This is a genomic window from Paraburkholderia tropica, from assembly GCF_914484835.1.
GTDB lineage: Bacteria > Pseudomonadota > Gammaproteobacteria > Burkholderiales > Burkholderiaceae > Paraburkholderia > Paraburkholderia tropica_A.
Window position 1 is genome coordinate 20844 of the sequence record NZ_CAJZAR010000001.1, and the last position, 24295, is coordinate 45138.

At 65.6% G+C, this 24295-nt stretch carries 25 protein-coding genes and 2 tRNA genes; 11 read left to right on the plus strand and 16 right to left on the minus strand.

The window, feature by feature from the left end:
- Nucleotides 1-181: 181 nt before the first annotated feature.
- The 4 genes from LDO54_RS00105 to LDO54_RS00120 form a co-directional block, all read right to left on the minus strand.
- Nucleotides 182-2548, minus strand: coding sequence for a RelA/SpoT family protein (locus LDO54_RS00105; protein WP_205992309.1), 2367 nt, complete (start codon nt 2546-2548; stop codon nt 182-184).
- Nucleotides 2549-2653: 105 nt separating this feature from the next.
- A complete protein-coding gene (rpoZ, locus tag LDO54_RS00110; protein WP_027817423.1) occupies nt 2654-2857 on the minus strand; it encodes a DNA-directed RNA polymerase subunit omega in 204 nt (67 codons plus the stop codon).
- A 39-nt stretch (nt 2858-2896) separates the two neighbouring features.
- The gene (gmk, locus tag LDO54_RS00115; RefSeq protein ID WP_224004267.1) at nt 2897-3610 is read right to left on the minus strand and encodes a guanylate kinase; all 714 of its coding nucleotides are present in this window, start codon (nt 3608-3610) and stop codon (nt 2897-2899) included.
- 94 nt (nt 3611-3704) lie between these two features.
- Entirely contained in the window at nt 3705-4640 is a 936-nt protein-coding gene (locus LDO54_RS00120) for a YicC/YloC family endoribonuclease (RefSeq protein ID WP_224004270.1), read from the minus strand.
- Between the two features lie 316 nt (nt 4641-4956).
- On the opposite strand from LDO54_RS00120, the gene rph reads away from it, so the two are divergent.
- The 8 genes from rph to LDO54_RS00160 all read left to right on the plus strand — a co-directional run bounded on the left by rph (nt 4957) and on the right by LDO54_RS00160 (nt 11029).
- On the plus strand, nt 4957-5697 hold the full coding sequence (gene rph / locus LDO54_RS00125) for a ribonuclease PH (protein ID WP_224004273.1): 741 nt from the start codon (nt 4957-4959) through the stop codon (nt 5695-5697).
- The gene (rdgB, locus tag LDO54_RS00130; protein WP_224004276.1) at nt 5690-6319 is read left to right on the plus strand and encodes an RdgB/HAM1 family non-canonical purine NTP pyrophosphatase; all 630 of its coding nucleotides are present in this window, start codon (nt 5690-5692) and stop codon (nt 6317-6319) included. Before rph ends, rdgB begins: the two co-directional genes overlap by 8 nt.
- A 44-nt stretch (nt 6320-6363) precedes the next feature.
- Complete coding sequence (hemW, locus tag LDO54_RS00135) at nt 6364-7533, plus strand: radical SAM family heme chaperone HemW (RefSeq protein WP_224004647.1); 1170 nt, start codon at nt 6364-6366, stop codon at nt 7531-7533.
- A 114-nt stretch (nt 7534-7647) separates the two neighbouring features.
- Nucleotides 7648-7737: transfer RNA gene (locus LDO54_RS00140), tRNA-Ser, on the plus strand.
- Nucleotides 7738-8015: 278 nt separating this feature from the next.
- Nucleotides 8016-8228: a hypothetical protein gene (locus tag LDO54_RS00145; RefSeq protein WP_224004279.1), complete on the plus strand. Its 213-nt coding sequence runs from the start codon at nt 8016-8018 to the stop codon at nt 8226-8228.
- 131 nt (nt 8229-8359) lie between these two features.
- The gene (locus LDO54_RS00150; RefSeq protein ID WP_224004282.1) at nt 8360-8905 is read left to right on the plus strand and encodes a TonB family protein; all 546 of its coding nucleotides are present in this window, start codon (nt 8360-8362) and stop codon (nt 8903-8905) included.
- Nucleotides 8906-9359: 454 nt separating this feature from the next.
- Entirely contained in the window at nt 9360-10673 is a 1314-nt protein-coding gene (locus LDO54_RS00155) for an MFS transporter (RefSeq protein ID WP_224004285.1), read from the plus strand.
- A 176-nt stretch (nt 10674-10849) separates the two neighbouring features.
- Nucleotides 10850-11029, plus strand: a complete 180-nt coding sequence (locus tag LDO54_RS00160; protein ID WP_224004288.1) for a hypothetical protein — start codon at nt 10850-10852, stop codon at nt 11027-11029.
- 35 nt (nt 11030-11064) lie between these two features.
- Here LDO54_RS00160 and LDO54_RS00165 read toward each other — a convergent pair whose 3' ends face one another.
- The 6 genes from LDO54_RS00165 to minC all read right to left on the minus strand — a co-directional run bounded on the left by LDO54_RS00165 (nt 11065) and on the right by minC (nt 15571).
- On the minus strand, nt 11065-11286 hold the full coding sequence (locus LDO54_RS00165; RefSeq protein ID WP_224004674.1) for a hypothetical protein: 222 nt from the start codon (nt 11284-11286) through the stop codon (nt 11065-11067).
- 291 nt (nt 11287-11577) lie between these two features.
- Entirely contained in the window at nt 11578-12585 is a 1008-nt protein-coding gene (waaC, locus tag LDO54_RS00170; RefSeq protein WP_224004291.1) for a lipopolysaccharide heptosyltransferase I, read from the minus strand.
- 380 nt (nt 12586-12965) lie between these two features.
- Nucleotides 12966-13280, minus strand: coding sequence for a YXWGXW repeat-containing protein (locus LDO54_RS00175; protein WP_224004307.1), 315 nt, complete (start codon nt 13278-13280; stop codon nt 12966-12968).
- 261 nt (nt 13281-13541) lie between these two features.
- Complete coding sequence (gene minE / locus LDO54_RS00180; RefSeq protein ID WP_028215841.1) at nt 13542-13796, minus strand: cell division topological specificity factor MinE; 255 nt, start codon at nt 13794-13796, stop codon at nt 13542-13544.
- Nucleotides 13797-13810: 14 nt separating this feature from the next.
- Complete coding sequence (minD, locus tag LDO54_RS00185; RefSeq protein ID WP_224004310.1) at nt 13811-14626, minus strand: septum site-determining protein MinD; 816 nt, start codon at nt 14624-14626, stop codon at nt 13811-13813.
- Between the two features lie 93 nt (nt 14627-14719).
- Nucleotides 14720-15571 (minus strand): septum site-determining protein MinC, encoded by an 852-nt coding sequence (minC, locus tag LDO54_RS00190; protein ID WP_224004311.1) that lies wholly within the window; start codon nt 15569-15571, stop codon nt 14720-14722.
- Here minC and LDO54_RS00195 point away from each other — a divergent pair.
- Nucleotides 15501-15764: a hypothetical protein gene (locus tag LDO54_RS00195; protein ID WP_224004677.1), complete on the plus strand. Its 264-nt coding sequence runs from the start codon at nt 15501-15503 to the stop codon at nt 15762-15764. The two genes, minC and LDO54_RS00195, sit on opposite strands and share 71 nt — an antisense overlap.
- A gap of 90 nt (nt 15765-15854) precedes the next feature.
- Here the strand turns inward: LDO54_RS00195 and LDO54_RS00200 are convergent, their stop codons facing one another.
- Together LDO54_RS00200 and map are read right to left on the minus strand one after the other, a co-directional pair.
- The gene (locus LDO54_RS00200; RefSeq protein WP_224004314.1) at nt 15855-16391 is read right to left on the minus strand and encodes a GNAT family N-acetyltransferase; all 537 of its coding nucleotides are present in this window, start codon (nt 16389-16391) and stop codon (nt 15855-15857) included.
- Between the two features lie 154 nt (nt 16392-16545).
- Nucleotides 16546-17331 carry a type I methionyl aminopeptidase gene (gene map / locus LDO54_RS00205; protein WP_224004317.1) on the minus strand — a complete coding sequence of 262 codons (786 nt, stop codon included), beginning with the start codon at nt 17329-17331 and terminating at the stop codon, nt 16546-16548.
- A gap of 186 nt (nt 17332-17517) precedes the next feature.
- Between map and LDO54_RS00210 the strand changes: the two genes are divergently transcribed.
- The gene (locus LDO54_RS00210; protein WP_224004319.1) at nt 17518-18318 is read left to right on the plus strand and encodes a hypothetical protein; all 801 of its coding nucleotides are present in this window, start codon (nt 17518-17520) and stop codon (nt 18316-18318) included.
- A 128-nt stretch (nt 18319-18446) separates the two neighbouring features.
- On the opposite strand, the gene LDO54_RS00215 is transcribed toward LDO54_RS00210, so the two are convergent.
- The 3 genes from LDO54_RS00215 to LDO54_RS00225 all read right to left on the minus strand — a co-directional run bounded on the left by LDO54_RS00215 (nt 18447) and on the right by LDO54_RS00225 (nt 21432).
- Nucleotides 18447-18537: transfer RNA gene (locus LDO54_RS00215), tRNA-Ser, on the minus strand.
- 148 nt (nt 18538-18685) lie between these two features.
- Nucleotides 18686-19978 (minus strand): serine--tRNA ligase, encoded by a 1293-nt coding sequence (gene serS, locus LDO54_RS00220; protein WP_224004321.1) that lies wholly within the window; start codon nt 19976-19978, stop codon nt 18686-18688.
- A 122-nt stretch (nt 19979-20100) separates the two neighbouring features.
- On the minus strand, nt 20101-21432 hold the full coding sequence (locus tag LDO54_RS00225) for a replication-associated recombination protein A (protein ID WP_224004323.1): 1332 nt from the start codon (nt 21430-21432) through the stop codon (nt 20101-20103).
- Nucleotides 21433-21752: 320 nt separating this feature from the next.
- Here LDO54_RS00225 and cytX point away from each other — a divergent pair, with 320 nt between their 5' ends.
- Nucleotides 21753-23072, plus strand: a complete 1320-nt coding sequence (gene cytX / locus LDO54_RS00230) for a putative hydroxymethylpyrimidine transporter CytX (protein ID WP_224004326.1) — start codon at nt 21753-21755, stop codon at nt 23070-23072.
- 93 nt (nt 23073-23165) lie between these two features.
- Here the strand turns inward: cytX and bioB are convergent, their stop codons facing one another.
- The gene (bioB, locus tag LDO54_RS00235) at nt 23166-24251 is read right to left on the minus strand and encodes a biotin synthase BioB (RefSeq protein WP_176080785.1); all 1086 of its coding nucleotides are present in this window, start codon (nt 24249-24251) and stop codon (nt 23166-23168) included.
- Between the last annotated feature and the right edge of the window lie 44 nt (nt 24252-24295).

Here is a 24295-nt window from a genome sequence, read left to right on the forward strand (position 1 = left end):
CGGGCCAGAAAGAGAGACAGAGAGGGGGCAGAGCCGCCCAGGCGCCGCGAAGATGGCGGCCCGTGCTGCGGCCCGTTCCTGCCGGCGCGCGCGGGCGAGCGGCGCGCCTGTCGTTAAACGCTGGTCACCGGCTGGTTAAACGCTACCTAAGTGCCACCTAAGCGCCAGTCAAACGCCGACGTCAGTAATCGGCGCGTTCGCGGTCGATGCGCATGCCGCCGTCGTGGCGATGATGCCCTTCGTCGCTCGGCCGCTCGCGCGTGATGCGCATCACGTCCGGGTTCGTGCGCACGCGGCGCATGACGTTCGCGAGGTGCACGCGGTCGCTCACCTGGATCACGAAGCGCAGCATGTTCGACTCCTGCGCGAGATCGTCGTCCATGGCGATGTGCACGATGTTCGCGTCGGCGGACGTGATGTCGGCGGCCACGCGCGCGAACACGCCCTTGGTGTTCTTCACGAGCACCTTCACGGCGACGTCGAACAGACGGCCAGGCTGCGGCGCCCACGCGACGTCGATCCAGCGGCCCGGATCGCGGCGATGGATGCGCTGCGCCACGCGGCAGTCGGTCGTATGGATCGCCATGCCGAGCCCGATGCCGATGTAACCCATGATGTCGTCGCCCGGAATCGGACGGCAGCAGGCCGAGAGCTGCACCGACATGCCTTCGGTGCCCGTGATGACCACAGGCGGCGCATGCGGCGCGTTCGGATCGCGCGGCGCATGGTGATGGTCTTCGTCGTCGGCGTCGAGGCCGGTCACCAGCACCTCGATGCGCTTGGCCATGACCGCCGCCACGCGTCGGCCAAGGCCGATGTCCGCGAAAATTTCCTGGCGATTCTTGTTGCCGGTCCACTGCACGAGCTTTTCCCAGACTTCCGGCGTGATCTCCGAAAGCTGGTAGCCATAGCCCTTGAGCGCCTGGTCGACGAGACGCTCGCCAAGCTGCACGGACTCCGTGAGCCGCATCGTCTTCAGGTAGTGACGGATCGCCGAGCGCGCCTTGCCGGTACGCACGAAACCGAGCCACGCGGGATTCGGCTTCGAATACGGCGCGGTGATCACTTCGACGATGTCGCCGCTCTTGAGCTCGGTGCGCAGCGGCAGCAGCTCGTTGTTGATCTTCACGGCGACGCACTGGTTGCCCAGGTCGCTGTGGATCGAATATGCGAAGTCGAGCGCCGTGGCGCCGCGCGGCAGCGCCATGATCTTCGACTTCGGCGTGAATACGTAGACGGCGTCCGGGAACAGGTCGATCTTGACGTGTTCGAGGAACTCGCTCGAATCGCCCGCCTCGCTCTGGATGTCGAGCAGCGACTTGAGCCACTGATGCGCGCGCTTCTGCACGTCGTTCAGATCGGCGCCGCCGTTCTTGTAGAGCCAGTGCGCGGCCACGCCCGCCTCGGCGATCTCGTGCATCTTGCGCGTGCGCACCTGGAACTCGATGGGCGCACCGAACGGGCCGACGAGCGTGGTGTGCAAGGACTGATAGCCGTTCACCTTGGGAATGGCGATGTAGTCCTTGAATTTGCCCGGCACCGGCTTGTAGAGCGCATGCAGCGCGCCGATGCAGGTATAGCATTCGAGCGCCGACTCGACGACCACGCGAAAGCCGTACACGTCGAGCACCTGCGAGAACGACAATTGCTTGTCGCGCATCTTCTTGTAGATGCTGAAGATGGTCTTCTCACGGCCGGTGACTTCGGCGTCGAGCTTCGCGTCGCCGAGCGCGCGCTGCACCGCTTCCAGGATCTTGCTGACCACTTCGCGCCGGTTGCCGCGCGCGGCCTTGACCGCTTTTTCGAGCGTGGCGTAGCGGTTCGGGTTGAAGTTCTGGAAGCTCAGATCCTGCAACTCGCGATACGTGTTGTTCAGGCCGAGCCGGTGCGCGATGGGCGCATAAATATCGATGGTCTCGCGCGCCACGCGGCGGCGCTTTTCGGGCGGCACCGCGCCCAGCGTGCGCATGTTGTGCAGCCGGTCGGCGAGCTTCACGAGAATCACGCGCACGTCGCGCGCCATCGCGAGCAGCATCTTGCGGAAGTTCTCCGCCTGCGCTTCCTCGCGATTGCGAAACTCCATCTTGTCGAGTTTCGACAGGCCGTCGACCAGTTCCGCGACCTTGGCGCCGAAGCGCTCGGCGATCTCCGCCTTGGTCACGCCCTGGTCTTCGATCACGTCATGAAGCAGCGCCGCCTGGATGGCCTGGGCGTCGAGCTTCCAGCCGGCGCAGATTTCCGCGACGGCGACGGGATGCGTGATGTAGGGTTCGCCACTCTGACGATACTGCCCGAGGTGGGCTTCGTCGCTGAAGTGAAACGCCGCTTTGACTTCCTTGATTTCCTCAGGTGTGAGGTAACCGGAAAGCGCCGCGGTCAGATTGGCGATGGAGACGACCCCGTGCTTGCGGGGCTGCTCCGGTGTGGCGGTCGGCCCGAACAGATGACGAAACGACTGTTCGAGGACCGCGTCGATGTAATTGCGCGCGGGGTTCGCGGTTTCCGCTTCCTGGTCCACGTCGGTGGCCGGCGAGGGCGTGGTGCTCATGTTCCCCTCCGTTTCAGGTCAGGCGTTAGCGGTTAGCGCGAGAGCAATGCCCGGCAAACGCCGCCCGGCACGAATTACACGACGTATGGGTACAGCAAGGCGCCGTTAAACGGGCACCTTTTTCAGCATTTCCAGACCCACCTGGCCAGACGCGATCTCGCGCAGCGCGACGACGGTCGGCTTGTCGCGGCTTTCGATCTTCGGCGTGTGACCTTGGGCGAGCTGACGTGCGCGATACGTTGCGGCAAGCGCCAGTTCGAAACGGTTCGGAATTTGTTTCAGACAGTCTTCGACGGTGATGCGGGCCATGTCGGGTTCCTTCTCATTCTCACAGGTTCTTATTCTACCTTATGTGCCCGATGCGCCGGGCTGCGGCTGATGGATACCAAGCTGCACGAACAGCTCGGTGTGCCGCGCGTATTGCGACGTGAAGCGCAGACGCGTCGCGCTCACGATGTTGCGCAGCTCCTGCAGCGCGCGATCGAAGTTCTCGTTGATCACGACGTACTCCGCTTCGCTCGCATGCGCCATCTCGCTGCCCGCTGCCAGCAGGCGTCGCGTGATGACGTTGGGCTCGTCCTCGCCGCGCTTGCGCAGACGGTCGGCGAGCGCATCGAGCGACGGCGGCAGGATGAAGATTTCCACGGCGTTGCGGAATTGCTTCTTCACCTGCTGCGCGCCTTGCCAGTCGATTTCGAGCAGCACGTCATGGCCGATCTTCATCTGATCTTCGATCCACACGCGCGACGTCGCGTAGTAGTTGCCATGCACTTCCGCGCTTTCGAGGAACTCGCCTTGCGCATGACGCGAAAGGAAATCGTCGACGGTCGTGAAGTGGTAGTGCTCGCCGTCGCGCTCCTTCGAACGCGGCTCGCGCGTCGTGTACGAAATCGACAGACAGATCGCGCTGTCTTCGGCGAGCAGCGCGTTCACGAGCGTGGATTTGCCCGCGCCCGACGGCGCGACCACCATGAAGAGATTGCCCGGATAAACGCCCACGTACGGATTGCGCGGTTTCGTTTCGGACTTGTGCGCACCGGCGCCGCTGGTCTGGTCGGTCATGTTCGTTGCTTCCTGTTTTGCTGCTGTGTTACTGCGTGTTGATGCGTGCTTATACGTCTTTACGCGCGCTTGCACATGTTGCCGCGCGCACTTTTTATTCGAGGTTCTGCACCTGCTCGCGCATCTGCTCGATGAGCAGCTTGAGCGTCATCGACGCGTCGGCGAGTTCCTTGGCCGCCGCCTTCGAACCGAGCGTGTTCGCTTCGCGGTTCAGCTCCTGCATCATGAAGTCGAGACGCTTGCCCACACGGCCGCCCTTCTCGATCACGTGACGCGTTTCCGAAAGATGCGCGGACAGGCGCGAGAGTTCTTCGGTGATGTCGATGCGGATGCCGTACATCGTCACTTCCTGGCGAATGCGTTCGGCGACTTCCTCGCGCGACACGCTGCCGATATTGCCGTTGCCGTTCGCTTCCGGCGCGGCGATGCCGAGCGCTTCCTGCAGACGCTCGACGATTTTCTGCTGATGCTTGACGATCAGGTCCGGCACGAGCGGCGTGATCTTCGCGACGATCGCTTCCATCTCGGCGACGTTGGCGAGCAGCATGTTCGCGAGTTGCGCGCCTTCGCGGCCGCGCACGTCGATCAGGTCGGCGATGGCCTGCTTGCCGCAGCCGAGCACCGCGTCGCGCAGCACTTCGGGCGCGACGCCGCTTTCCGCCAGCACGCCCGGCCAGCGCAGGATCTCGCCGGTGCGCAGGCGGCCCGACTCGGGAAATGCGTCGAGCACCGCGCGTTCGAGCGAGGCGAGCTGTTCGAGCGCGTCGCGGTTCAGCGAGCCGGCGTTGGCGCCCTGCTCGCTGCGCTGGATGTTGATGCGGATATCGACCTTGCCGCGCGAGAGCTTCGTCATCAGCATTTCGCGCAGCGTGGGTTCGCACACGCGCACGTCTTCCGGCATGCGGAAATTCAGGTCGAGAAAGCGCGAATTCACGGTGCGCAGTTCGACGGACACGCTGGCGCCGCCAGTGCCCGATGCCGCCACCAGTTCGCGCGTGGCGCTGGCATAGCCGGTCATGCTGTAGATCATGGTTCGTCTCGCGTAAAAGCCATGCGGCGCGCCGATGACGGGCGCGGCTCACGGCGAGGAAAAATCGAGGCGCCCGGCGTGGACTCGTGCAATCGATGACGCGGGGCGGAGAATCGCCATTATCCCATTTTTGGCCGCGCGCCCGCCCGTTCGGCGGGGTCCGCCGGCCGGCCCAGCGGCGGGCCGCCAGCCAGCCGCGGCGGCGTGCGGCGCGAAACCGGCCCCGCCAGGCCGGAACCCGCGCCCCGCGTCCGCAGTGCGAAGGCGCTAAAATTGCGTTTTCCCCTTCCTTTGCCGTGCCCCCGCACGCCCGACGATGACCCAATCCATCCAGCGCCCCTCCGGCCGCGCCGCCGACCAGCTTCGCGACGTCCGCATCACCCGCCATTTCACGAAGTACGCAGAAGGGTCGGTGCTCGTCGAATTCGGCGACACCAAGGTGCTGTGCACCGCGAGCGTCTCGGAAAGCGTGCCGCCGTTCCTGCGCGACAAGGGCCAGGGCTGGCTCACCGCCGAATACGGCATGCTGCCGCGCGCCACGCACACGCGCAGCGACCGCGAAGCCGCACGCGGCAAGCAGACGGGCCGCACCCAGGAAATCCAGCGCCTGATCGGCCGCGCGATGCGCGCGGTGTTCGATCTGGAAGCGCTCGGCGCACGCACCATCAACCTCGATTGCGACGTGCTGCAGGCCGACGGCGGCACGCGCACGGCCGCCATTACGGGCGCGTTCGTCGCGGCGCACGACGCCGTCTCGAAGCTGCTCGCAACCGGCCGCATCGAACGCTCGCCGATCACCGACTACGTGGCGGCGATCTCGGTCGGCGTCTACGAAGGCCTGCCCGTGCTCGACCTCGACTACGCCGAAGACTCGCAATGCGACACCGACATGAACGTCGTCATGACGGGCTCGGGCGGCATGGTTGAAGTGCAAGGCACGGCCGAAGGCGCGCCGTTCTCGCGCGACGAACTCAACGCGCTCCTCGACCTCGCGCAAGGCGGCATCCGCACGCTGATCGAGAAGCAAAAGGCCGCGCTGGAGATCGCACATGGCTGATACCGCTGGCCAGGGCGGCCTGTCGGGCCGCGTCGTGCTGGCCTCGAACAACGCCGGCAAGCTACGTGAATTCGCGGCGCTGCTCGGCGCGGCGGGCATCGAACTCGTGACGCAAGGCGAGCTTGGCGTGCCCGAAGCCGAGGAGCCGCACGTCACCTTCGTGGAGAACGCGCTCGCCAAGGCGCGCCACGCCGCGAAGCTGACCGGCCTGCCGGCCATCGCCGACGATTCCGGCCTTTGCGTGAGCGTGCTGGGCGGCGCGCCGGGCGTGTATTCGGCGCGCTACGCGCAGCGTGCGGGCGGCGAGAAAAGCGATGCCGCGAACAACGCGCTGCTCGTCGCGAATCTGCAGGAACACGCCGACCGCCGCGCGTACTACTACTGCGTGCTCGCGCTCGTGCGCCACGCCGACGACCCCGAACCGCTGATCGCCGAAGGCCGCTGGCACGGCGAAGTGATCGACGCGCCGCGCGGTGAGAACGGCTTCGGCTACGACCCGTACTTCTACATCCCGGGCCTCGAAGCCACCGCCGCCGAACTCGATCCGGCGCTCAAGAACGCGTCGAGCCATCGCGCGATCGCCCTGCGCGCCCTGCTCGCGCGCCTCGAGGAGCTAGCGTGAGCCAGCAGCACCGCATCGGCATCGAAGTCGTGAAGTCGTTCACGATGCCGGGCAGCATCCGCCTCACATCGCTGCCGCCGCTTTCGCTTTACGTGCATTTCCCGTGGTGCGTGCGCAAGTGCCCGTACTGCGATTTCAACTCGCACGAATGGAAAGGCGATCGCTTTCCCGAGGACGATTACCTCGACGCGCTGCGCGCCGATCTCGAACAGGCGCTGCCGCTCGTATGGGGCCGCCAGGTGCATACGATCTTCATCGGCGGCGGCACGCCCAGCCTGCTCTCGGCGAAAGGGCTCGACCGCCTGCTCTCCGACGTGCGCGCGCTGCTGCCGCTCGACGCCGACGCCGAAATCACGCTCGAAGCCAATCCGGGCACGTTCGAGGCGGACAAGTTCGCGCAATTCCGCGCGAGCGGCGTGAACCGGCTGTCGGTCGGCATCCAGAGCTTCAACGAGGCGCATCTGAAGGCGCTCGGGCGCATTCACGACGCGGCGCAGGCGCGCCACGCGGTGGAAGTCGCGGCGAAGACCTTCGACAACTTCAATCTCGATCTGATGTTCGCGCTGCCGCAGCAGACGCTCGCCGAATGTCAGGCCGATATCGAAACGGCGCTCGCGTTCAAGCCGCCGCATCTGTCGCTCTATCACCTCACGCTGGAACCGAACACGCTGTTCGCGAAGTTTCCGCCCGCCCTGCCCGACGACGACCAGTCCGCCGACATGCAGGAGTGGATTCACGCGCGCACGGCCGAGGCGGGTTATGGGCGCTACGAGGTGTCGGCGTATGCGCAGCCCGGCCATCAGAGCCGCCACAACCTCAACTACTGGCGTTTCGGCGATTACCTCGGCATCGGCGCGGGCGCGCATACGAAGCTGTCGTTCCCGAACCGCATCGTGCGGCAGATGCGCTACAAGCATCCGTCGACGTTCATCGAGCAGGCGCGCGCGGGCTCGCCGGTGCAGGAGGAGCATGAGGTCGGCGCGCGCGATCTGCCGTTCGAGTTCATGCTCAACGCGCTGCGGCTCGTGGAAGGCTTTCCGGTGCATCGCTTCATCGAGCGCACGGGTTTGCCGATCACGACGATCGAACCGCAATTACAGGAAGCGGAGAAACGCGGGCTGATCACGCGCGATTACGAGAAGATCGTGCCGACCGAGCTGGGTCAGCGTTTTCTCAACGATCTGCAGGAGCTGTTTCTCAAGGACGGGTCCTGAGTTCGCGCCGAGGTTTGCGCCGAGGTTCGCGCTGAGGTTCCAATGCGCATTTCGGTGCGCGCCGCCGGCGAGGCTGCCGGCGCGCGCACATTCCAGGTTACAATGCGCGCCTTCGGAGGTGTGGCAGAGTGGTTGAATGCACCGGTCTTGAAAACCGGCGAAGGGGTAACCCTTCCGTGAGTTCGAATCTCACCGCCTCCGCCAGCGACCCTCGCACGCCTCATCGCGAACGCCCGGCGCCCTTTTCGCGGCACCGACGCTTCGCTCTCAGACCCGCGTTCCGCGGCTGAAAAAACACCCAACGCACCGCATCCAATCGCTCATCGAGCCTCGCTCGACAACGGCCCACGCGCGTCGATTCCACTTTAAGGGTCGAATAACTAATTCGCCCAATTCATACACCATGCCAGAACCCTGGCATAACCCTAGGTGAAAACCCTAGTATTGCGGTAAACTATCGCCTGTTCAGGGGATTGCTCACCATGCCGCACCGTTACCAAGTCTTTGAAAAGCTGGCCTTTTCGTTCGTCGTTCTGTCTGCCGTGATGTGCTCGGGCTACATCGCCTGGGAAAGCTCGCCCGATCTGCGCGCGAACGTGCAAGTCGGCAAGGAGCTGTTCCTCAAGAGCGGCGAATACTCGTACGCCTGCGCGACCGTGACCGCGGACCCCTGCGCGCAATTCCCCGTCGAATAAACGCGGCAGCCGATAAGCGCCCAGGCGCACACAACCCGCCAGCTTCCCGCCCTTGCGCGGGAGAGTTCGGATTGCATCCCGCACCGTTTCGACTAAGCTCGAATCTGGTTTCGCATTCGAGCCTGGCAAACATGCTCATCCGCGTCCGCACGCGCAGCGGTGATCACACCGCGAGCGCCTCCCGACTGAACATCGCTCACATCGCACACGCAGCGCCGCTGCGGCGTCTCGGTGCAATCGTGCTGCTCGCGCTCGCGAGCGCCTGCACGATCACGCCGCCGCCTCGACCGCTGCTCGTGATTCCTCCCGAAGCCATCAACAGCACGACGCTCGACCAATACAAGGCGGCCGTGGCGAAACGCATCGTCGAGCGCAATCCGTCGGCGGTGCTGCACGGCACGCCGCAGGCGATGCTGCGTTCGCTCGTGGTCGTCTCGTTCACGGTCAATCGCGAGGGTCAGGTGGTCAAGTCGTCGGTGTTCCGCACCAATGGCGACGACGACGCCGAATCCACCGCGCTCGCCACGCTGCGTCACGCAACGCCGCTGCCGCCGCCGCCGCCGCGCCTGCTCGACTCGGCCGGCCAGATCGAGCTGTTCGAGGACTGGCTGTTCAACGACAACGGCAAGTTCCAGCTCCGCACGCTCGCCTCGCCGCAAGCGCAGAACTTCAACTGAGCGTCGACCGAGCTTCAACCGAGCGTCCACTTCGCCCGCGAGCGCGCCTTTCGACGCGCCCGCGCCACGCTTGCATGTGCCTTGCTGCGCGGCGCGCCCGCTCGTTATAATTTTTCGCTACCCCTCGCCGGCATCTGCCCGGCCACGCCTTCGTCCGTCGCCACCCGCGCCGCGCCGAAGCGCGCTTCGACCGTATCTGCATCGTGCCCGCGCCTATCCGCGCGCGCCGGACGGTCCACGCCTTCGCGCGCACAGCTGACGCTGCGCGATGCATACTGACGATTCGTTGCCGGCTCAAGCATGTCGCCCCAAGGTGCCGCCTCGGCATCCGCGCCCGCCCGCCGGACTTCGAAACCTGCACAAAGACGCCCGCGCCGCGCCTTGCGCCCTCGCCGCCGCCCTCGGCCCGGCGGGGAAAGCGCGTCAGCGCGCGTCACAACGACTGGAGACCCCGATGTCCACCTCCCCGCTCTCGTCGGCGAGCGCCGACCAGCCCGACGCCCGCCAGCAAAGCACGGCGCGCGTGATTTTCGCGAGCTTTATCGGCACCGCGATCGAGTTTTACGACTTCTATGTCTACGCAACGGCCGCCGCGCTCGTGATCGGCCCGGTGTTCTTCCCGCACGGCTCGGCGACGGCGCAGGCGCTGTCGGCGTTCGTGACCTTCGGCATCGCCTTCGTCGCGCGTCCGATCGGCTCGTTCCTGTTCGGCCATTTCGGCGACCGCATCGGCCGTAAATCGACGCTGGTGGCCTCGCTGCTCGTGATGGGCGTCTCGACCACGCTGATCGGCTTCGTGCCCGGCTACGACTCGATCGGCAGCCTCGCGCCGATCCTGCTGTGCGTGCTGCGCTTCGGCCAGGGCATCGGCCTCGGCGGCGAATGGGGCGGCGCGGCGCTGCTCGCGACCGAATACGCGCCGCAAGGCAAGCGCGGCTGGTTCGGCATGTTCCCGCAGCTCGGCCCGTCGGTGGGCTTTCTCGCCTCAAACGGCCTGTTCTTCGGCCTCGCCTCGACGCTCTCGGACCAGCAGTTCCGCGACTGGGGCTGGCGCGTGCCGTTCATCGTCTCGGCGGTGCTCGTCGCGCTCGGCCTGTACGTGCGCCTGAAGATCGCCGAAACGCCCGCGTTCAAGGCGGCCGTCGAGCGCGAGGAGCGCGTCAAGGTGCCGGTCGCGACGCTGCTGTCGAGCTACTGGTGGCCGACGATCCTCGGCGCGCTGGCGATGGTGGTCTGCTACACGCTGTTCTACAACGCGACGGTGTTCTCGCTCTCGCACGGCGTGACGGCGCTGCATATTCCGCGTCCGACCTTCCTCGGCATGCTCTGCATCGCGGTGGTGTTCATGGGCATCGCCACGCCGATTTCGGCGGCGCTGTCCGACCGTTTCGGCCGCAGGCCGGTGCTGATCGTCGGCTGCATTCTGGCGATTCTCTCGGGCTTCACGATGCAGCCGCTGCTCGGCAGCGGCTCGCTGCCGCTGGTGCTGCTCTTCCTCGTGATCGAGCTGTTCCTGATGGGCGCCACCTTCGCGCCGATGGGCGCCCTGCTGCCCGAACTGTTCCCGACCAGCGTGCGCTACACGGGCGCGGGCGTCGCCTACAACCTCGGCGGCATCCTGGGCGCGTCGGTTGCGCCGTATATCGCGCAGGTGCTGGCCGCGCGCGGCGGCCTGTCGTGGGTCGGCGCCTATGTGTCGATCGCGGCCTGCGTGAGCCTCGTCGGCGTGCTCTGCATGCGCGAAACGCGCCACACGTCGCTGACGTAATGCGCTGAACCGGCAAGCCGAAAGCGAAGCCAAAAAACAAAAAAGCGGAATCCGGTCATCGGATTCCGCTTTTTTCTTGTGGGTGATTGTGTTCACTTTGGGCCCGCGCGCCGCGTGCCTATACTCGATGACGAGGCATCAACACCGTCCGCGCGACCGCGCCAGGGAGGCCAACGATGAACCTGCATCTGAGCAACGCCGATCTCGTCCTGATGATCGCGCTCGCGCTGGGCATCTCACTGATCCTGGCCTTCCGTCTGAGTACGCGAACGTGGCGCGCGGTGGTCCTCGAAGCCCTGGTCGCCAACGCCGCGGCCATCGCGGCCGTCATCACCGTCGAAATGCTGCTGGCCTGAGCGCGCCGCCTGCATCGGCACCGCGCCCGTCGTGCTCAACGGTAGTAGTAGCCGTGATGGTAACCGCCGCCATAGCCGCCGCCCGGCGGCACCACGATGCATCCGCTCAGCGACGCCGCGAAGAGTGCACCTGCGATCAGGGTAAGCGTCAATCGTTTCACTTCGTTCTCCCATCGAGTCAATGTCTTGCGTCCGGCGCGTTCCGCTTGAGGAATCGCGTACTGCGGACGGTTTGCATTGAACACGACGGCGCGCATCGCAGGCGTTGCAATTTGTAAGCAGCGGTGTGGCCCGTGTTACAGCACGCGCGCATTCGCACGCGGACAGGCGCGCGCGCCGCGCCGAGTGCAACACAGGCACGACACTTTTAACAACCTCGTAATGAGAAACGCGCGGGAAAGGCGTGGAAAACGCGTGGAGAAACCCGCGACGCTGCGTGCGAAACGACGCGCGAGGCATCGTGCAAAAGCGGCCGGCGCGCGATGAACGCGCGCCAGGAAACCGCGAGAAAAATGCCGCGGAGGACCGTTAAAAACAGCCGCTAAAAATCAGACGTTCGACGCGCGCGGATCTTTCAGCGCGCCGTCCGCATCGCGCGCGGGATACACGCGATCGACGGCATCGATCGCCACCGAAACAGGCGGCACGTGATGACCGTCGCCGATCGAAATCGAGCGATGCGGCGCACGCACGCCGAGGTGCTCGGCATTGGTCGCGATGAAGATCATGATGGTCGGCTTGAGCAGCGCGTGGGCGAGGTGCACGAAGCCGGTATCGGTGCCCACGACGAGCGCCGAATCCTCGATGCGCTGCGCGACCTGCGTGACCGTGAGGCGCGGCAGGATCGTCGCGCCGGGCACGAGCGCCGCGATCTCACGGGCGGTGTCATGCTCGGCGTCCGAGCCCCAGGGCAGCTCGATACGCAGGCCACGCGCGATCAGCGCGCGGCACAGCTCGCCCCAATGCTCGACGGGCCACTTCTTCTCTTCCTTCGAAGTGGCGTGGAAGATCAGCGCGGTAGGCGCATCGGGCGCGGGCAGCGCCTTGCCGTCGCGCGGAATGCGCATCTGGAAATCGGGCGGCGTGTCGATCGTGTAGCCGAGCGCCTCGCCCGTGCTGATACGCATGCCGAGCCACGCATCGCATTGCGGACGCGGACCGAAGCGGCCGTTGTACGCAAACGCCGCGCCGCGCTCGCCGAGATCCTTCGCGAGATAGCCGAAGCGGCGGCGCCCACGCGCGAGAAACGCGATGATCGCGCTCTTGTAGACGCCGTGAATGTCGATGATGGCGTCGTAGCGATGCGCACGCAGTTCGGAAATCGACTGCCAGATCGATTTGAGATCGTTCCAGCTGCGTGCTTTCTTGAAGCGGCGCAACGGCGCGCACAGCACGCGGTCGACGCCCGCGTTCCAGTGCACGATTTCCGCGAAGGCGTCGTCGACGGCCCAGTCGACGATCACGCCAGGGTACGCGCGCTGGACATCGGCCACTACGGGAAGGGCCTCGACGACGTCGCCGAGCGAGGTCACCTTGACAATCAAGACTCGTTTCATTGTGCTGCGGACCGGCGAAGGCCCAATTCAGTGATTTGCCTGCGTTTTTCCGAGATTTTAACGGACGAAGCCTGATGCGAGTGACGGAATCCGCGTCGGAATACGCAGGCTTTCCCTGCCCTAATTGCCGGGCTTGCCAGCGGGGCTTGATGGTGGGTCTGAATGGCAGGCTCGACGCGGCTCGCGCGGCGTCCTCGGCGCCCTGCCCGCGCAGCGGGCACGCACTCGACACGCCCGCATAATGCAACGAGCCCGGCGCACGGCAACGGGCGAAAACTCGCACCGCTGCCGCGCGCCGGGCTCGCTGCGCCGTGAATGGCGCGAATGGCGCGAGAGGCGCGACGTCGGAGAACGTCAGTGGATCACGAAGCGCGTGCGCCTCAAGCGGCCCAGTGGCCTTCGACCCAGCGCCAGTTCGGCCCGTGCGCGATCCAGTGGCCCGGCACCCAGTGATAGCCCACGCGCTCGGCCTGCCAGTGGCCGCCGATCCAGACGTAGCGGCCGTGATCCCAGCGCCAGTGGCCCTTGTCCCAGACGTAGCCGACGCGCGGCGCGGGCACGACCTCGACGCGCTCGACGGGCGGCGCACTCGGCGCAACGACGATGACTTCGGCGAACGCCGGCGCGGCGACGGCGCAAGCGCCCGCGACGACGATGGCAGTTTTGGCGACGAGCAGGCGGAGCGAATTCTTCATGTTGATCACCCTTGAGTAAGACGCCATGAGTGGCGTTACCGGTTCAATGCGCGAGCGCGACGCCGCGCTGACAACGGTCGTGTAACCGCTCAGGGTGAAGTGAAACCGAATATTTCGGTCGGGTCAGGAAGGGGCGAAGCGGGAGAAAACCAGCGGCGCGAGGCGCTGATAAAGCGGCCGGCGGCGCCGTTTACCACGCGCACCGCCGCCCCGCAAATTGAGATGCGCGCGGCGCCATGAGGCCGCGCGCCGTGCCTGCGATCAGGCTTGCGGAATCTCGATCTTGACCTCGAGGACTTCGAGATCGTCCTGGCGTTCGAGGCTCACGCGGATATCGTCGTCGGAGATCTTCACGTACTTCGAGATCACCGCGACCAGTTCGCGTTGGAGAGCCGGCAGATAATCGGCGGGCGGATGACCGCCTGCGCGCTCGTGAGCGATGATGAGCTGCAGGCGTTCCTTCGCTACCGAGGCGGACTTCTTCTTCTCGCCGAGAAAAAACGAAAGAAACGACATGACGTGCGCCTCCCTTACTTGCTACCGAACAGGCGCTGCAGGAGCCCCGGCTTCTGGTAATCGGTGAAACGAAGCGACTTCTCCTCGCCGAGAAAACGCGACACGATGTCCTTGTACGCTTCCGCGACGTCGGTACCGTCGAGATGGACGGCCGGCAGGCCCTGATTCGACGCGTGCAGCACGGCTTCCGATTCGGGAATCACGCCGATCAGGTCGATGCGCAGGATCTCCGAGATGTCCGACAGCGACAGCATCTCGCCTTCGTTGACGCGCTTCGGGCTGTAACGCGTGATCAGCAGGTGCTCCTTGATCGGTTCCTTGCCTTCGATCGCGCGCTTCGTCTTCGACGACAGCATGCCGAGAATACGGTCCGAGTCGCGCACCGACGACACTTCAGGATTCGTCACGATGAGCGCTTCGTCGGCGAAGTGCATCGCCAGCATCGCGCCCGACTCGATACCCGCGGGCGAATCGCACACGATGTATTCGAAGTCCATCTTGCGCAGGTCCTCGATCACCTTCTCCACGCCGTCCTTCGTGAGCGCGTCTTTATCGCGCGTCTGCGAGGCGGGCAGGATGAACAGGTTTTCACACTTCTTGTCCTTGATGAGCGCCTGATTGAGGTTCGCCTCACCCTGGATCACGTTGATCAGGTCGTACACGACGCGGCGCTCGCAACCCATGATGAGGTCGAGATTGCGCAGGCCCACGTCGAAGTCGATGACCGCGGTCTTGTGGCCGCGCAACGCGAGGCCCGATGCGAAACTCGCGCTCGTGGTCGTTTTGCCGACGCCACCCTTGCCCGAAGTCACCACAATGATTTTTGCCATTCCCTTACCTTGCGTTCGTCAGTTTCTCAGTTTGGTCTCATCGCGTGCCGCTCGTGAGCGCCCCGCCTGCCACACGGGTGCGCGAGCGGCGACTCAGGTGAGCCTCAACGGTTCGATCAACAGCTTTTCTTCGTCGAGCCGGATTTGCGCCGGCTTGCCCCGCACGTCGTCGGCGAGTGGAACTTCAGTGGTACGGTAGATGCCCGCGATCGAAATGAGTTCCGCTTCGAGGCTCGTGCAGAAAATGCGTGCGTCGTGATTGCCGTGCACGCCCGCGAGCGCGCGGCCGCGCAACGGCGCGTAAATATGGATGTTGCCTTCGGCGATCACCTCGGCGCCGTTCGACACCATGCCGAGCACCACGAGGTCGCCCTTGGCGTAGACGCGCTGGCCCGAACGCAGCGGACGGTCGACCACCAGCGTGGGTTCCTTGGGCGCGTTGCGCGACGGGGTTTCCGCCAGCGTTTCCGTGGCCGCATCTTCTGCGGTCGTCGTGGTGGGAAAGAGTTCAGGCTGCGCGGCGCCTTTGTCGGCTGCGGCCGGGACATTGGCGGCTTCTGCCTGCGGCGCGGCGGCCTGCTCCGCGCTGGTGTCGGCATCGGCGCCGCCCTTCGCGTGGGCGCCGCGCTTGTCGCGCGCTTCGAGGAACGGCAGTCCGGCTTCGGCGGCCCAGCCGTGCTGGGCGGCTTGCGCGACCACGCCCACGGGACGCATGCGCACGCTTTCGAGCAGACGGGCGATGTCGCCGAGCGCGACCTGCTCGCCATCGGCCAGGCGGCGGATGTCGATAGCCACGGTATCGTTGGCGAAGAACTCCGGGGTCGCCTCGAAGCGCCGCGTGAGTTCGGCGCGCATCGCATCGAGTTCAGTCGTTTTGACCACGAACAGAAGCGTATCGACTGAACCGCTCTTCAGTTCAAAATATGGCGATTTCCTGGGCGACATGGCGATCGGCGAAAAATTTTGCGTATTTTACAGGCGCCGACGCGCACGGCCATCATTTTTAATGGCTCGGCATGCTGCGGCAAGGGGTCAAGGCGAGAACAACGCCGCGAATGATGTCGCGACGGACGCCGTGCCGACGCCGCTGCGCTCGCGCGCAGTGGCGCACGGCGCGACGGCGGCGCGTCACGGCTGAATCGACGACAGAAAAGACAGCAGGGAAGCTGACAGAAAAAACCGCGCAAGACCAGCGAAAAAAAGCCAGCCGACGCGCGGCGTCATTCAGTCATTGCGCCGACGCGTGCTGCGCCGGATCGGACACGTCGCGCACGAGCAGCGTTTCCCATTGCTCCGGCGAGTGCTGGCTGCGCGCGTGATCGCCCGTGGGCCCGAAGCCCAGACGCTCGTAAAAACGCATGGCGGTGGTGTTCGAATCGGTGACCCAGGCGTAGACCTGCGTCGCGCCTTCGCTCACGAGCCATTCGAGCGCGGCGTTCAACAGCAGCTCGCCGCCACGCAGATGACGCACGGCAGGCGCCACCCACAGCGCGAACACGAACGCACGGCGCGCCGGCGCACTCTCGAAATTCGCGCCGATCAGCCCCGCCGGATGCCCCTCGGTGTAGAGGATGAACGAAGTGGCGGCATGCGAATCGGCGTGACGCGCGGCCGCCGCGTCGTAGACGGCTGCATCGGCGGACAGCGCGTCTTCGAGCGAGTCGCCGAACGCATAAGGCGCGTCGCGCAGCGAAGCGGTACGAAGCTCGCGGAGCACGGCACCCTGATCGGCAGCGATACGGCGAACGGTCAGTGACGGACTCATGCAGTCGTAAACCCCAATAAAGCACTAACGCGTAGCTTTAACCGAACTGGCCAGAGAGTCAAATCCTTATTTGACGAAAACGTTCCCCGAGCGCGATCTGTGCGGAACTTCATCGCGCACTTGACAGAGCGGCCGAGCGGCCGCATCCCCGCCATCACGGCGCTTCGTAGCTGCCCGTGCCATCCGGCCAGGGCGTGAGCAGTTCGTAGCCGTCGTCGGTGACGGCGACCATGTGCTCCCATTGCGCGGAGAGCGAGCGGTCCTTGGTGACGACCGTCCAGCCGTCGCGCTGCACCGCCGTGCCGGCGCGGCCCGCGTTGACCATCGGCTCGATCGTGAAGACCATGCCCGGCTTCAGGCGCAGGCCCTGCCCCGGCTGGCCGTAGTGCAGCACCTGCGGCTCCTCGTGATAGACCTTGCCGATGCCGTGGCCGCAATACTCGCGCACGATCGAGAAACCATCGGCCTGGGCGCGCTTCTGGATCGCGTGGCCCACGTCGCCGAGCGTCGCGCCCGGCTTCACCTCGCGGATGCCCGCGAGCATCGCCTCGTAAGTCGTGTCGATCAGCTGGCGTCCGACCGTGCTCGGGGTGCCGACCGTGTACATGCGGCTCGTGTCCCCGAAATAGCCGTCCTTGATCACGGCCACGTCGATGTTGATGATGTCGCCGTCCTTGAGCACTTCGTTGCGGTTCGGAATGCCGTGGCAGACGACCGAATTGACCGAGGTGCAGATCGTCTTCGGGAAACCGAGGTAGCCGACGTTGGCCGGCACGGCCTTGAGCGTCTTGACGATGAAGTCGTTGCAGATCGCGTCGAGGTCGTCGGTGGAGACGCCGGGCTTGACGTGTTCGCCGATCATGGCGAGCACGTCGGCGGCGAGGCGGCCCGAGATGCGCAGACGCGCGATGTCGTCCGCGGACTTGTAGGTGATAGCCATCTGAGAACCAGGTGAGCGCGGCGCCGCCAGGGCGATCCGCCGCGCATACAAAGGAGCAAAGGCACATTGTACCGGGGCGCTGCCGCGCTCCGGCCGGCGGACATTCGGAACTGTCCGATTGTCCGCGCGCAAGCCGCCCTCAAGAATGGGAAATATCTTACAACGACATACGCGGAACACCATCCCATGGATTCATCCACACTCTCCCCCGCCGCGCCGACGGCAACGGCAGCGCCGGTCAACGTACTGATCGCCCTGCCCACCTACGACAACTCGGTGCACCTCGACTTCGCCATGGCGCTCGCGCGCCTGATGGAGACGTTCAAGTCCACCGGCGTGCGCTTCGAGTACATCCACACGGCCTCGTCGCACATCATTCGCGCGCGCAATTTCTTCGCGAATTACTTTCTGAGCCACCCGGAGTTCACGCACATCCTGTTTCTCGACACGGACATGGATTTCTCGCGCGACGCCATTCCGCGTCTGCTCGCGGGCAACAAGCCGGTTGCCGGGATCGCGTGCCCGTATCGCTTCTTCGACCGCAACAAGACCATCACGGCGGACGACGTGGGCCTGTCGCTCGCCGAATGGCAGGAAAAGACCGTGGAGTACAACACCGCGATCCTCGCCGACGCTCAGGGCAACGGCTCGGTCGCGAACGGCTGGGCCGAGGTGAGCCATATCGGCACGGGCATTTTCCTCGTGCGCCGCGACGCGATCGACGCGATTGCGCCGCTCACGCAGCTTTACCGGCCGCCCGCGCAATATGCGCCCTATCTGCCCGACGGCCGCTTTCACGCGTTCTTCGACACGGTCGGCGAGAAAGGCGTGTACCTATCCGAGGATCTGTCGTTCTGCCGGCGCGTGCGGGAGGCGGGCCTGTCGGTGTGGGCGCTCATCGACGAAAAGATCGTGCATCACGGCGCTTCGGCGATCTCGGGCACGTATCTGCGCTCGCTGGAGCGGCGCGGGCATATGGGGGTGTGAGGCTCGGGGAAAGGAGAGAAGCGGCGCTGCGAGACAAACCGGCGCCGACAGACAAATGGGCACCAAAAAACCGGCGCCGCAAAGCAAAAACCCCTGCAGCGGTTAAGCATGCAGGGGTTTTCAGAATTTGGCGGAGAGGGTGGGATTCGAACCCACGGTACGGGGAAACCGTACGCCTGATTTCGAGTCAGGTACATTCGACCACTCTGCCACCTCTCCGGGGTACTGCTTTTTTACTGCCTCTCAGGTCTTGGTCGGCGACCAGAGAAGCGAAGATTATAGAACATATTTTGAATCCTGCAAGCCCTTTTACGAAAAAAGTTTCGAGGGCGCTGCAGGACCCCGTTCATGTTCCGATCAAGCGCAATCAAACGTCCAGCGACAGACGCGAAACGCCGCCCATATACGGACGCAGCGCTTCCGGCACGGTGACCGAGCCGTCGGCTTCCTGATAGTTCTCCAGCACCGCGACCAGCGTGCGGCCGACCGCGAGGCCCGAACCGTTGAGCGTGTGCACGAGTTCCGGCTTGCCCTGCGCGTTGCGGTAGCGCGCCTGCATGCGGCGCGCCTGGAACGCTTCGGTGTTCGAGCAGCTGGAAATTTCGCGATACGTGTTTTGCGCCGGCAGCCAGACTTCGAGGTCGTACGTCTTGGTCGCCGAGAAACCCATGTCGCCCGTGCACAGCGTGATCACGCGATACGGCAGGCCGAGCTTCTGCAGAATGGTTTCCGCGTGCACGACCATCTGCTCCAGCGCGTCGTACGACGTTTCCGGCGCGACGATCTGGACCATTTCGACCTTGTCGAACTGATGTTGACGGATCATGCCGCGCGTGTCGCGGCCATACGAGCCCGCTTCCGAGCGGAAGCACGGCGAATGCGCGGTCAGCTTGATCGGCAGCGCGCTGCCTTCGACGATGCTCTCGCGCACGGTATTCGTGAGCGAAATTTCCGACGTCGAGATCAGATATTGCGTGACGGTGTTTTCCGCGCCGCCCTTCTCCACGCGGAACATGTCGTCCGCGAACTTCGGAAGCTGCCCCGTGCCGTACAGGATTTCGGGGTTGACGATATAGGGCGTGTAGGTTTCCGTGTAGCCGTGCTGCGTCGTGTGCGTGTCGATCATGAACTGCGCGAGCGCGCGGTGCAGACGCGCAATCTGGCCGCGCAGCATCGTGAAGCGCGCGCCCGAAAGCTTCGCGCCCGTTTCGAAGTCGAGACCGAGCGGCGTGCCGACGTCGACGTGATCCTTCACCTCGAAGTCGAAGGCACGCGGCGCGCCCCAACGGCGCACTTCCACGTTGCCGCTTTCGTCGCGGCCCACGGGCACGCTGTCGTGCGGCAGGTTCGGCACGCCGAGCAGCAGATCGGAGAGCTTCGACTGGATCTCGTCGAGCTTGACCTGCGACGCCTTCATCTCGTCGCCGATGCCGCCCACTTCGGCCATCACGGCCGAGGTGTCCTCGCCGCGGCCCTTCATCGCGCCGATCTGCTTCGACAGGCTGTTGCGGCGCGCCTGCAGTTCTTCGGTACGGGTCTGGATGGCACGGCGTTCCGCTTCGAGCGCGGAAAAGGCCGCGACGTCGAGGGTGTAGCCGCGGTCGGCGAGGCGCTTCGCGACGCCGTCGAGGTCTTTGCGCAGCAGCTGGATGTCGAGCATGGGATTGTGAGACGCAGTTTCGTTGTATGAAGTGGCGATTTTAGCGCACCGGCGCGGGCAATCCGCGCGGCACGGTGCAGCTGTGGCGCGCGCGCCGTTTTGCCTGGACTTTGGCCGGGGCCTCAGCCCTTGCGCTTGCGCTCGCGGATTTCGTCGCGATGCTCCTCGCGCCATTGCGCGTCGAGGTCGGCGAGGCGCGCGAGCTTGTCGCCGATCTTGCCTTCGAGCCCGCGCGGCGTCGGCTGATACCAGCGCGGTTCGCGCATGCCGTCCGGCAGATAGGTTTCGCCGGCCGCGTAGGCGTCGGGCTCGTCGTGCGCGTAGCGGTATTCGTGGCCGTAGCCGAGTTCCTTCATCAGCTTGGTCGGCGCGTTGCGCAGATGCACGGGCACCGGGCGCGACTGATCCTTGCCGACGAAGCGGCGCGCCTCGTTGTAGGCGTTGTAGCCCGCATTCGACTTCGGCGCGACCGCCAGATAAATGACGGCCTGCGCGAGCGCCAGTTCGCCCTCGGGCGAGCCGAGGCGCTCGTAGGTTTCGGCGGCGTCGAGCGTCATGCGCGCGGCGCGCGGATCGGCGAGGCCGATGTCCTCCCACGCCATGCGCACGATGCGGCGCGCCAGATAGCGCGGATCGGCGCCGCCGTCGAGCATGCGGCAGAACCAGTAGAGCGCGCCGTCCGGGTTGCTGCCGCGCACCGACTTGTGCAGCGCGCTGATCTGGTCGTAGAACGCGTCGCCGCCCTTGTCGAAGCGGCGCAGGTTTTCGGCGAGCGCGCTGCCGAGCAGTTCGCCGTCGATTTCGCCCTTCTTCTGTTGGGCCGCCGCGCGCGCGACGATCTCCAGATTGTTGAGCAGCTTGCGGCCGTCGCCGTCGGCGGAACCGATCAGCGCGGCTTTCGCTTCGTCGGTGAACGTGAGGCCGCCCAATTCGGCGGCGGCGCGCGCGAGCAACTCGCCCTGCTCCTCTTCGTCGAGGCTCTTGAGCACGTAGACGGCCGCGCGCGAGAGCAAGGCGCTGTTCACCTCGAACGACGGATTCTCCGTGGTCGCGCCGACGAACACGAACAGGCCCGATTCCACGTGCGGCAGGAAGGCGTCCTGCTGGCTCTTGTTGAAGCGATGGACCTCGTCGACGAACACCAGCGTCTGGTGGCCGTGCGCGCGGTGCAGTTGCGCCTGTTCGACGGCCTCGCGGATGTCCTTCACGCCCGAGAGCACCGCCGAAAGCGCGATGAATTCGGCATGGAACGCGTCGGCCATGAGCCGCGCGAGCGTGGTCTTGCCGACGCCGGGCGGCCCCCAGAGGATCATCGAATGCGCCTCGCCCGACTCGAACGCCACGCGCAGCGGCTTGTTGGGTCCGAGCAGATGCTTCTGGCCGATGACCTCGTCGATGGTGCGCGGACGCAGCCGTTCGGCGAGGGGGACGTTGGCACGGGTTTCTTCAAACATGACGTTTTCGCGATAATGTCGGCTAAGTGACGCGGCGGATAGCGCGGCGCGGTCTGCAGTTTGATCGCGCCCTGAATCCGCGCCGCCGCGCCAGCCCTGCATTATGACAGCCAGCGCCGACGCGCGAGACCCGGCCGGGCCGGGCGCACGGCCGCCGGTCCGCATCGGACAAGGCGAAGCACGAGACAGACACCGCGGCGGATTCGCCGGTTTGCGCGCACGACGCGTCAGCCGCCGCACGGCGCCGCGCGTTGAGAAGCCAGCACGCGCCGCCCGCCGGCCAGCAAAGACAACATACGACACAGAGGACACGCTTTCCCATGACTCAAGACTCGCAAGCCGGCGCCGACGCCGGCTCGACCTACGCACCCAACGTGCCCGTGCCCGACGCGCGCCGCCAGTTCCGTACCGGCGACGCCTTCGCGCTGTGGTTCTCGCTCGGCATCGGCCTGCTGGTCGCGCAGGCGGGCGCCCTGCTCGTGCCCGGCCTCTCGCTGCCGCACGCGCTGCTCGCCATCGGCATCGGCAGCGTGATCGGCGTCGTCCTGCTCGCGCTCGCGGGCGTGATCGGCACCGACACCGGCCTCGCGGCCATGTCCTCGCTGCGCCCGACGCTCGGGATTCGCGGCGCGTCGATTCCGGCCGTCATCAACATGGTGCAGCTCGTGGGCTGGGGCTCGTTCGAGATCATCGTGATGCGCGATTCCGCCGACGCGCTCGCCAAGCAGGCCTTCGGCCTCTCGATGCCGCTGGTCTGGACCGTGATCTTCGGCTTGCTGGCGACGCTGCTCGCGATCAGCGGCCCGCTCTCGTTCGTGCGCCGCTTCCTGCGCAGCTGGGGCATCTGGCTGCTGCTCGCAGGCGCGGCGTGGCTCACGTGGAGCCTGCTCGCGCGCCACGACATTCACGCGCTGATGCAGCGTCCCGGCACCGGCGACATGCCGTTCGGCAGCGCGATCGACCTCGTGGTGGCGATGCCGCTTTCGTGGCTGCCGCTGATCGCCGACTACACGCGCTTCGGCCGCAAGGCGGGCGAAACCTTCCGCGGCACGCTGTTCGGCTATGGCATCGCGAACCTCTGGTTCTACGCGCTCGGCGCGATCTACGGCCTCGCGGCGGGCGGCGGCGACGCGCTGCTGACCACGGCGCTCGCGCAGGCGGGCGGCGGTCTCGCGCTGCTGCTGGTGCTGATCGACGAAATCGACAACGCCTTCGCCGATATCCACTCGGCGGCCGTCTCGACCGGCACGTTCTGGACGCGCGGCAGCGTGCCCTGGCTGTCGGCGGCGTTCGGCGCGATCTGCACGCTGATCGGCCTCGTGGTGCCGATGGCGAAGTACGAAAACTTCCTGCTGTTCATCGGCTCGGTGTTCGCGCCGCTGTTCGGCGTGGTGCTGGCCGATCACTTCATCGTGCGCCGCCGCCGCATCGACGCCGCCGCGCTCGCCGATCTCAGCGGCGCTTACGGTTATTCGGGCGGCTGGCACGTGAGCGCGTTCATCGCGTGGGCGCTCGGCATCGGCGCCTATCACGCGCTCAATCAGTGGCTGCCGAATCTGGGCGCGACGCTGCCCGCGCTGGTCGTCGGCGCGCTGTGCTATCTCGTGCTCGCGGGTCGCCGACGCGCGGCGTATGCCTGACGCGCACGCACTAGCCATTTCAAGCGCCCAATAAAAAACGCCACGCTGATTGCCTCAGCGTGGCGTTTGTGTTTTTAGCCCTTCAAAACAGGCTTATTCGCAATGGCCGCAGCCGCCGTGCGAATGATCATGACCATGCGCGTGACCATGATCGTCGGCGGGCAGATGCTGCGCGGCCTGCGCCGTGATGCCCAGACGCGAGAGCAGCTTGCGGTCGGCTTCCGCTTGCGGATTGCTCGTCGTCAGCAGTTGGTCGCCGTAGAAAATCGAGTTCGCGCCGGCCATGAAGCACAGCGCCTGGAGCGCGTCGTCCATCTGCTCGCGGCCCGCCGAGAGACGCACCATCGCCGTCGGCATCGTGATGCGCGCGATCGCGATCGTGCGCACGAATTCGAACGGATCGATCGGCTCGGTGCCTTCGAGCGGCGTGCCCGTCACCTGCACCAGATTGTTGATGGGCACCGACTCCGGATACGGTTCCATGTTCGCGAGCTGCGCGATCAGGCCCGCGCGTTCGCGGCGCGACTCGCCCATGCCGACGATGCCGCCGCAGCACACGTTGATGCCCGCGTCGCGCACGCGTTCGAGCGTCTCCAGACGGTCCTCGTAGGTACGCGTCGAGATGATCTTGCCGTAGTACTCCGGCGAGGTGTCGAGGTTGTGGTTGTAGTAGTCGAGGCCCGCATCGGCGAGCGCCTTCGCCTGGTGATCTTCGAGCATGCCGAGCGTCACGCAGGTTTCGAGACCCATCGCCTTCACGCCGCGGATCATGTCCTTGATCGGCTCAAGATGGCGGTCCTTCGGATTGCGCCACGCCGCGCCCATGCAGAAGCGCGTCGCGCCGTTCGACTTGGCCACGCGCGCGGCGTCGAGCACCGCGTCGACGGCCATCAGTTTGCCGGCTTCGAGTTCGGTTTCGTAATGCGACGACTGCGGGCAGTACGCGCAATCTTCCTCGCAGCCGCCGGTCTTGATCGACAGCAGCGTGGAAAGCTGCACGGCGTTCGCGTCGAAATGCTCGCGATGCACTTGCTGCGCGCGGAACATCAGGTCGTTGAACGGCAGTTCGTAAAGCGCGGCGACGTCCGCGACCTTCCAGCGCGCGGCGGCTTCGGCGGCGGCGTGGGCGCTCGGCGCGGTGGCCTTGAGCGAGGTGATGTCGATGTGGGTTTGCGTCATGGTGTCGGCGTCCTTGGTGACGTTTGACTGTTGTTGCGGGACAC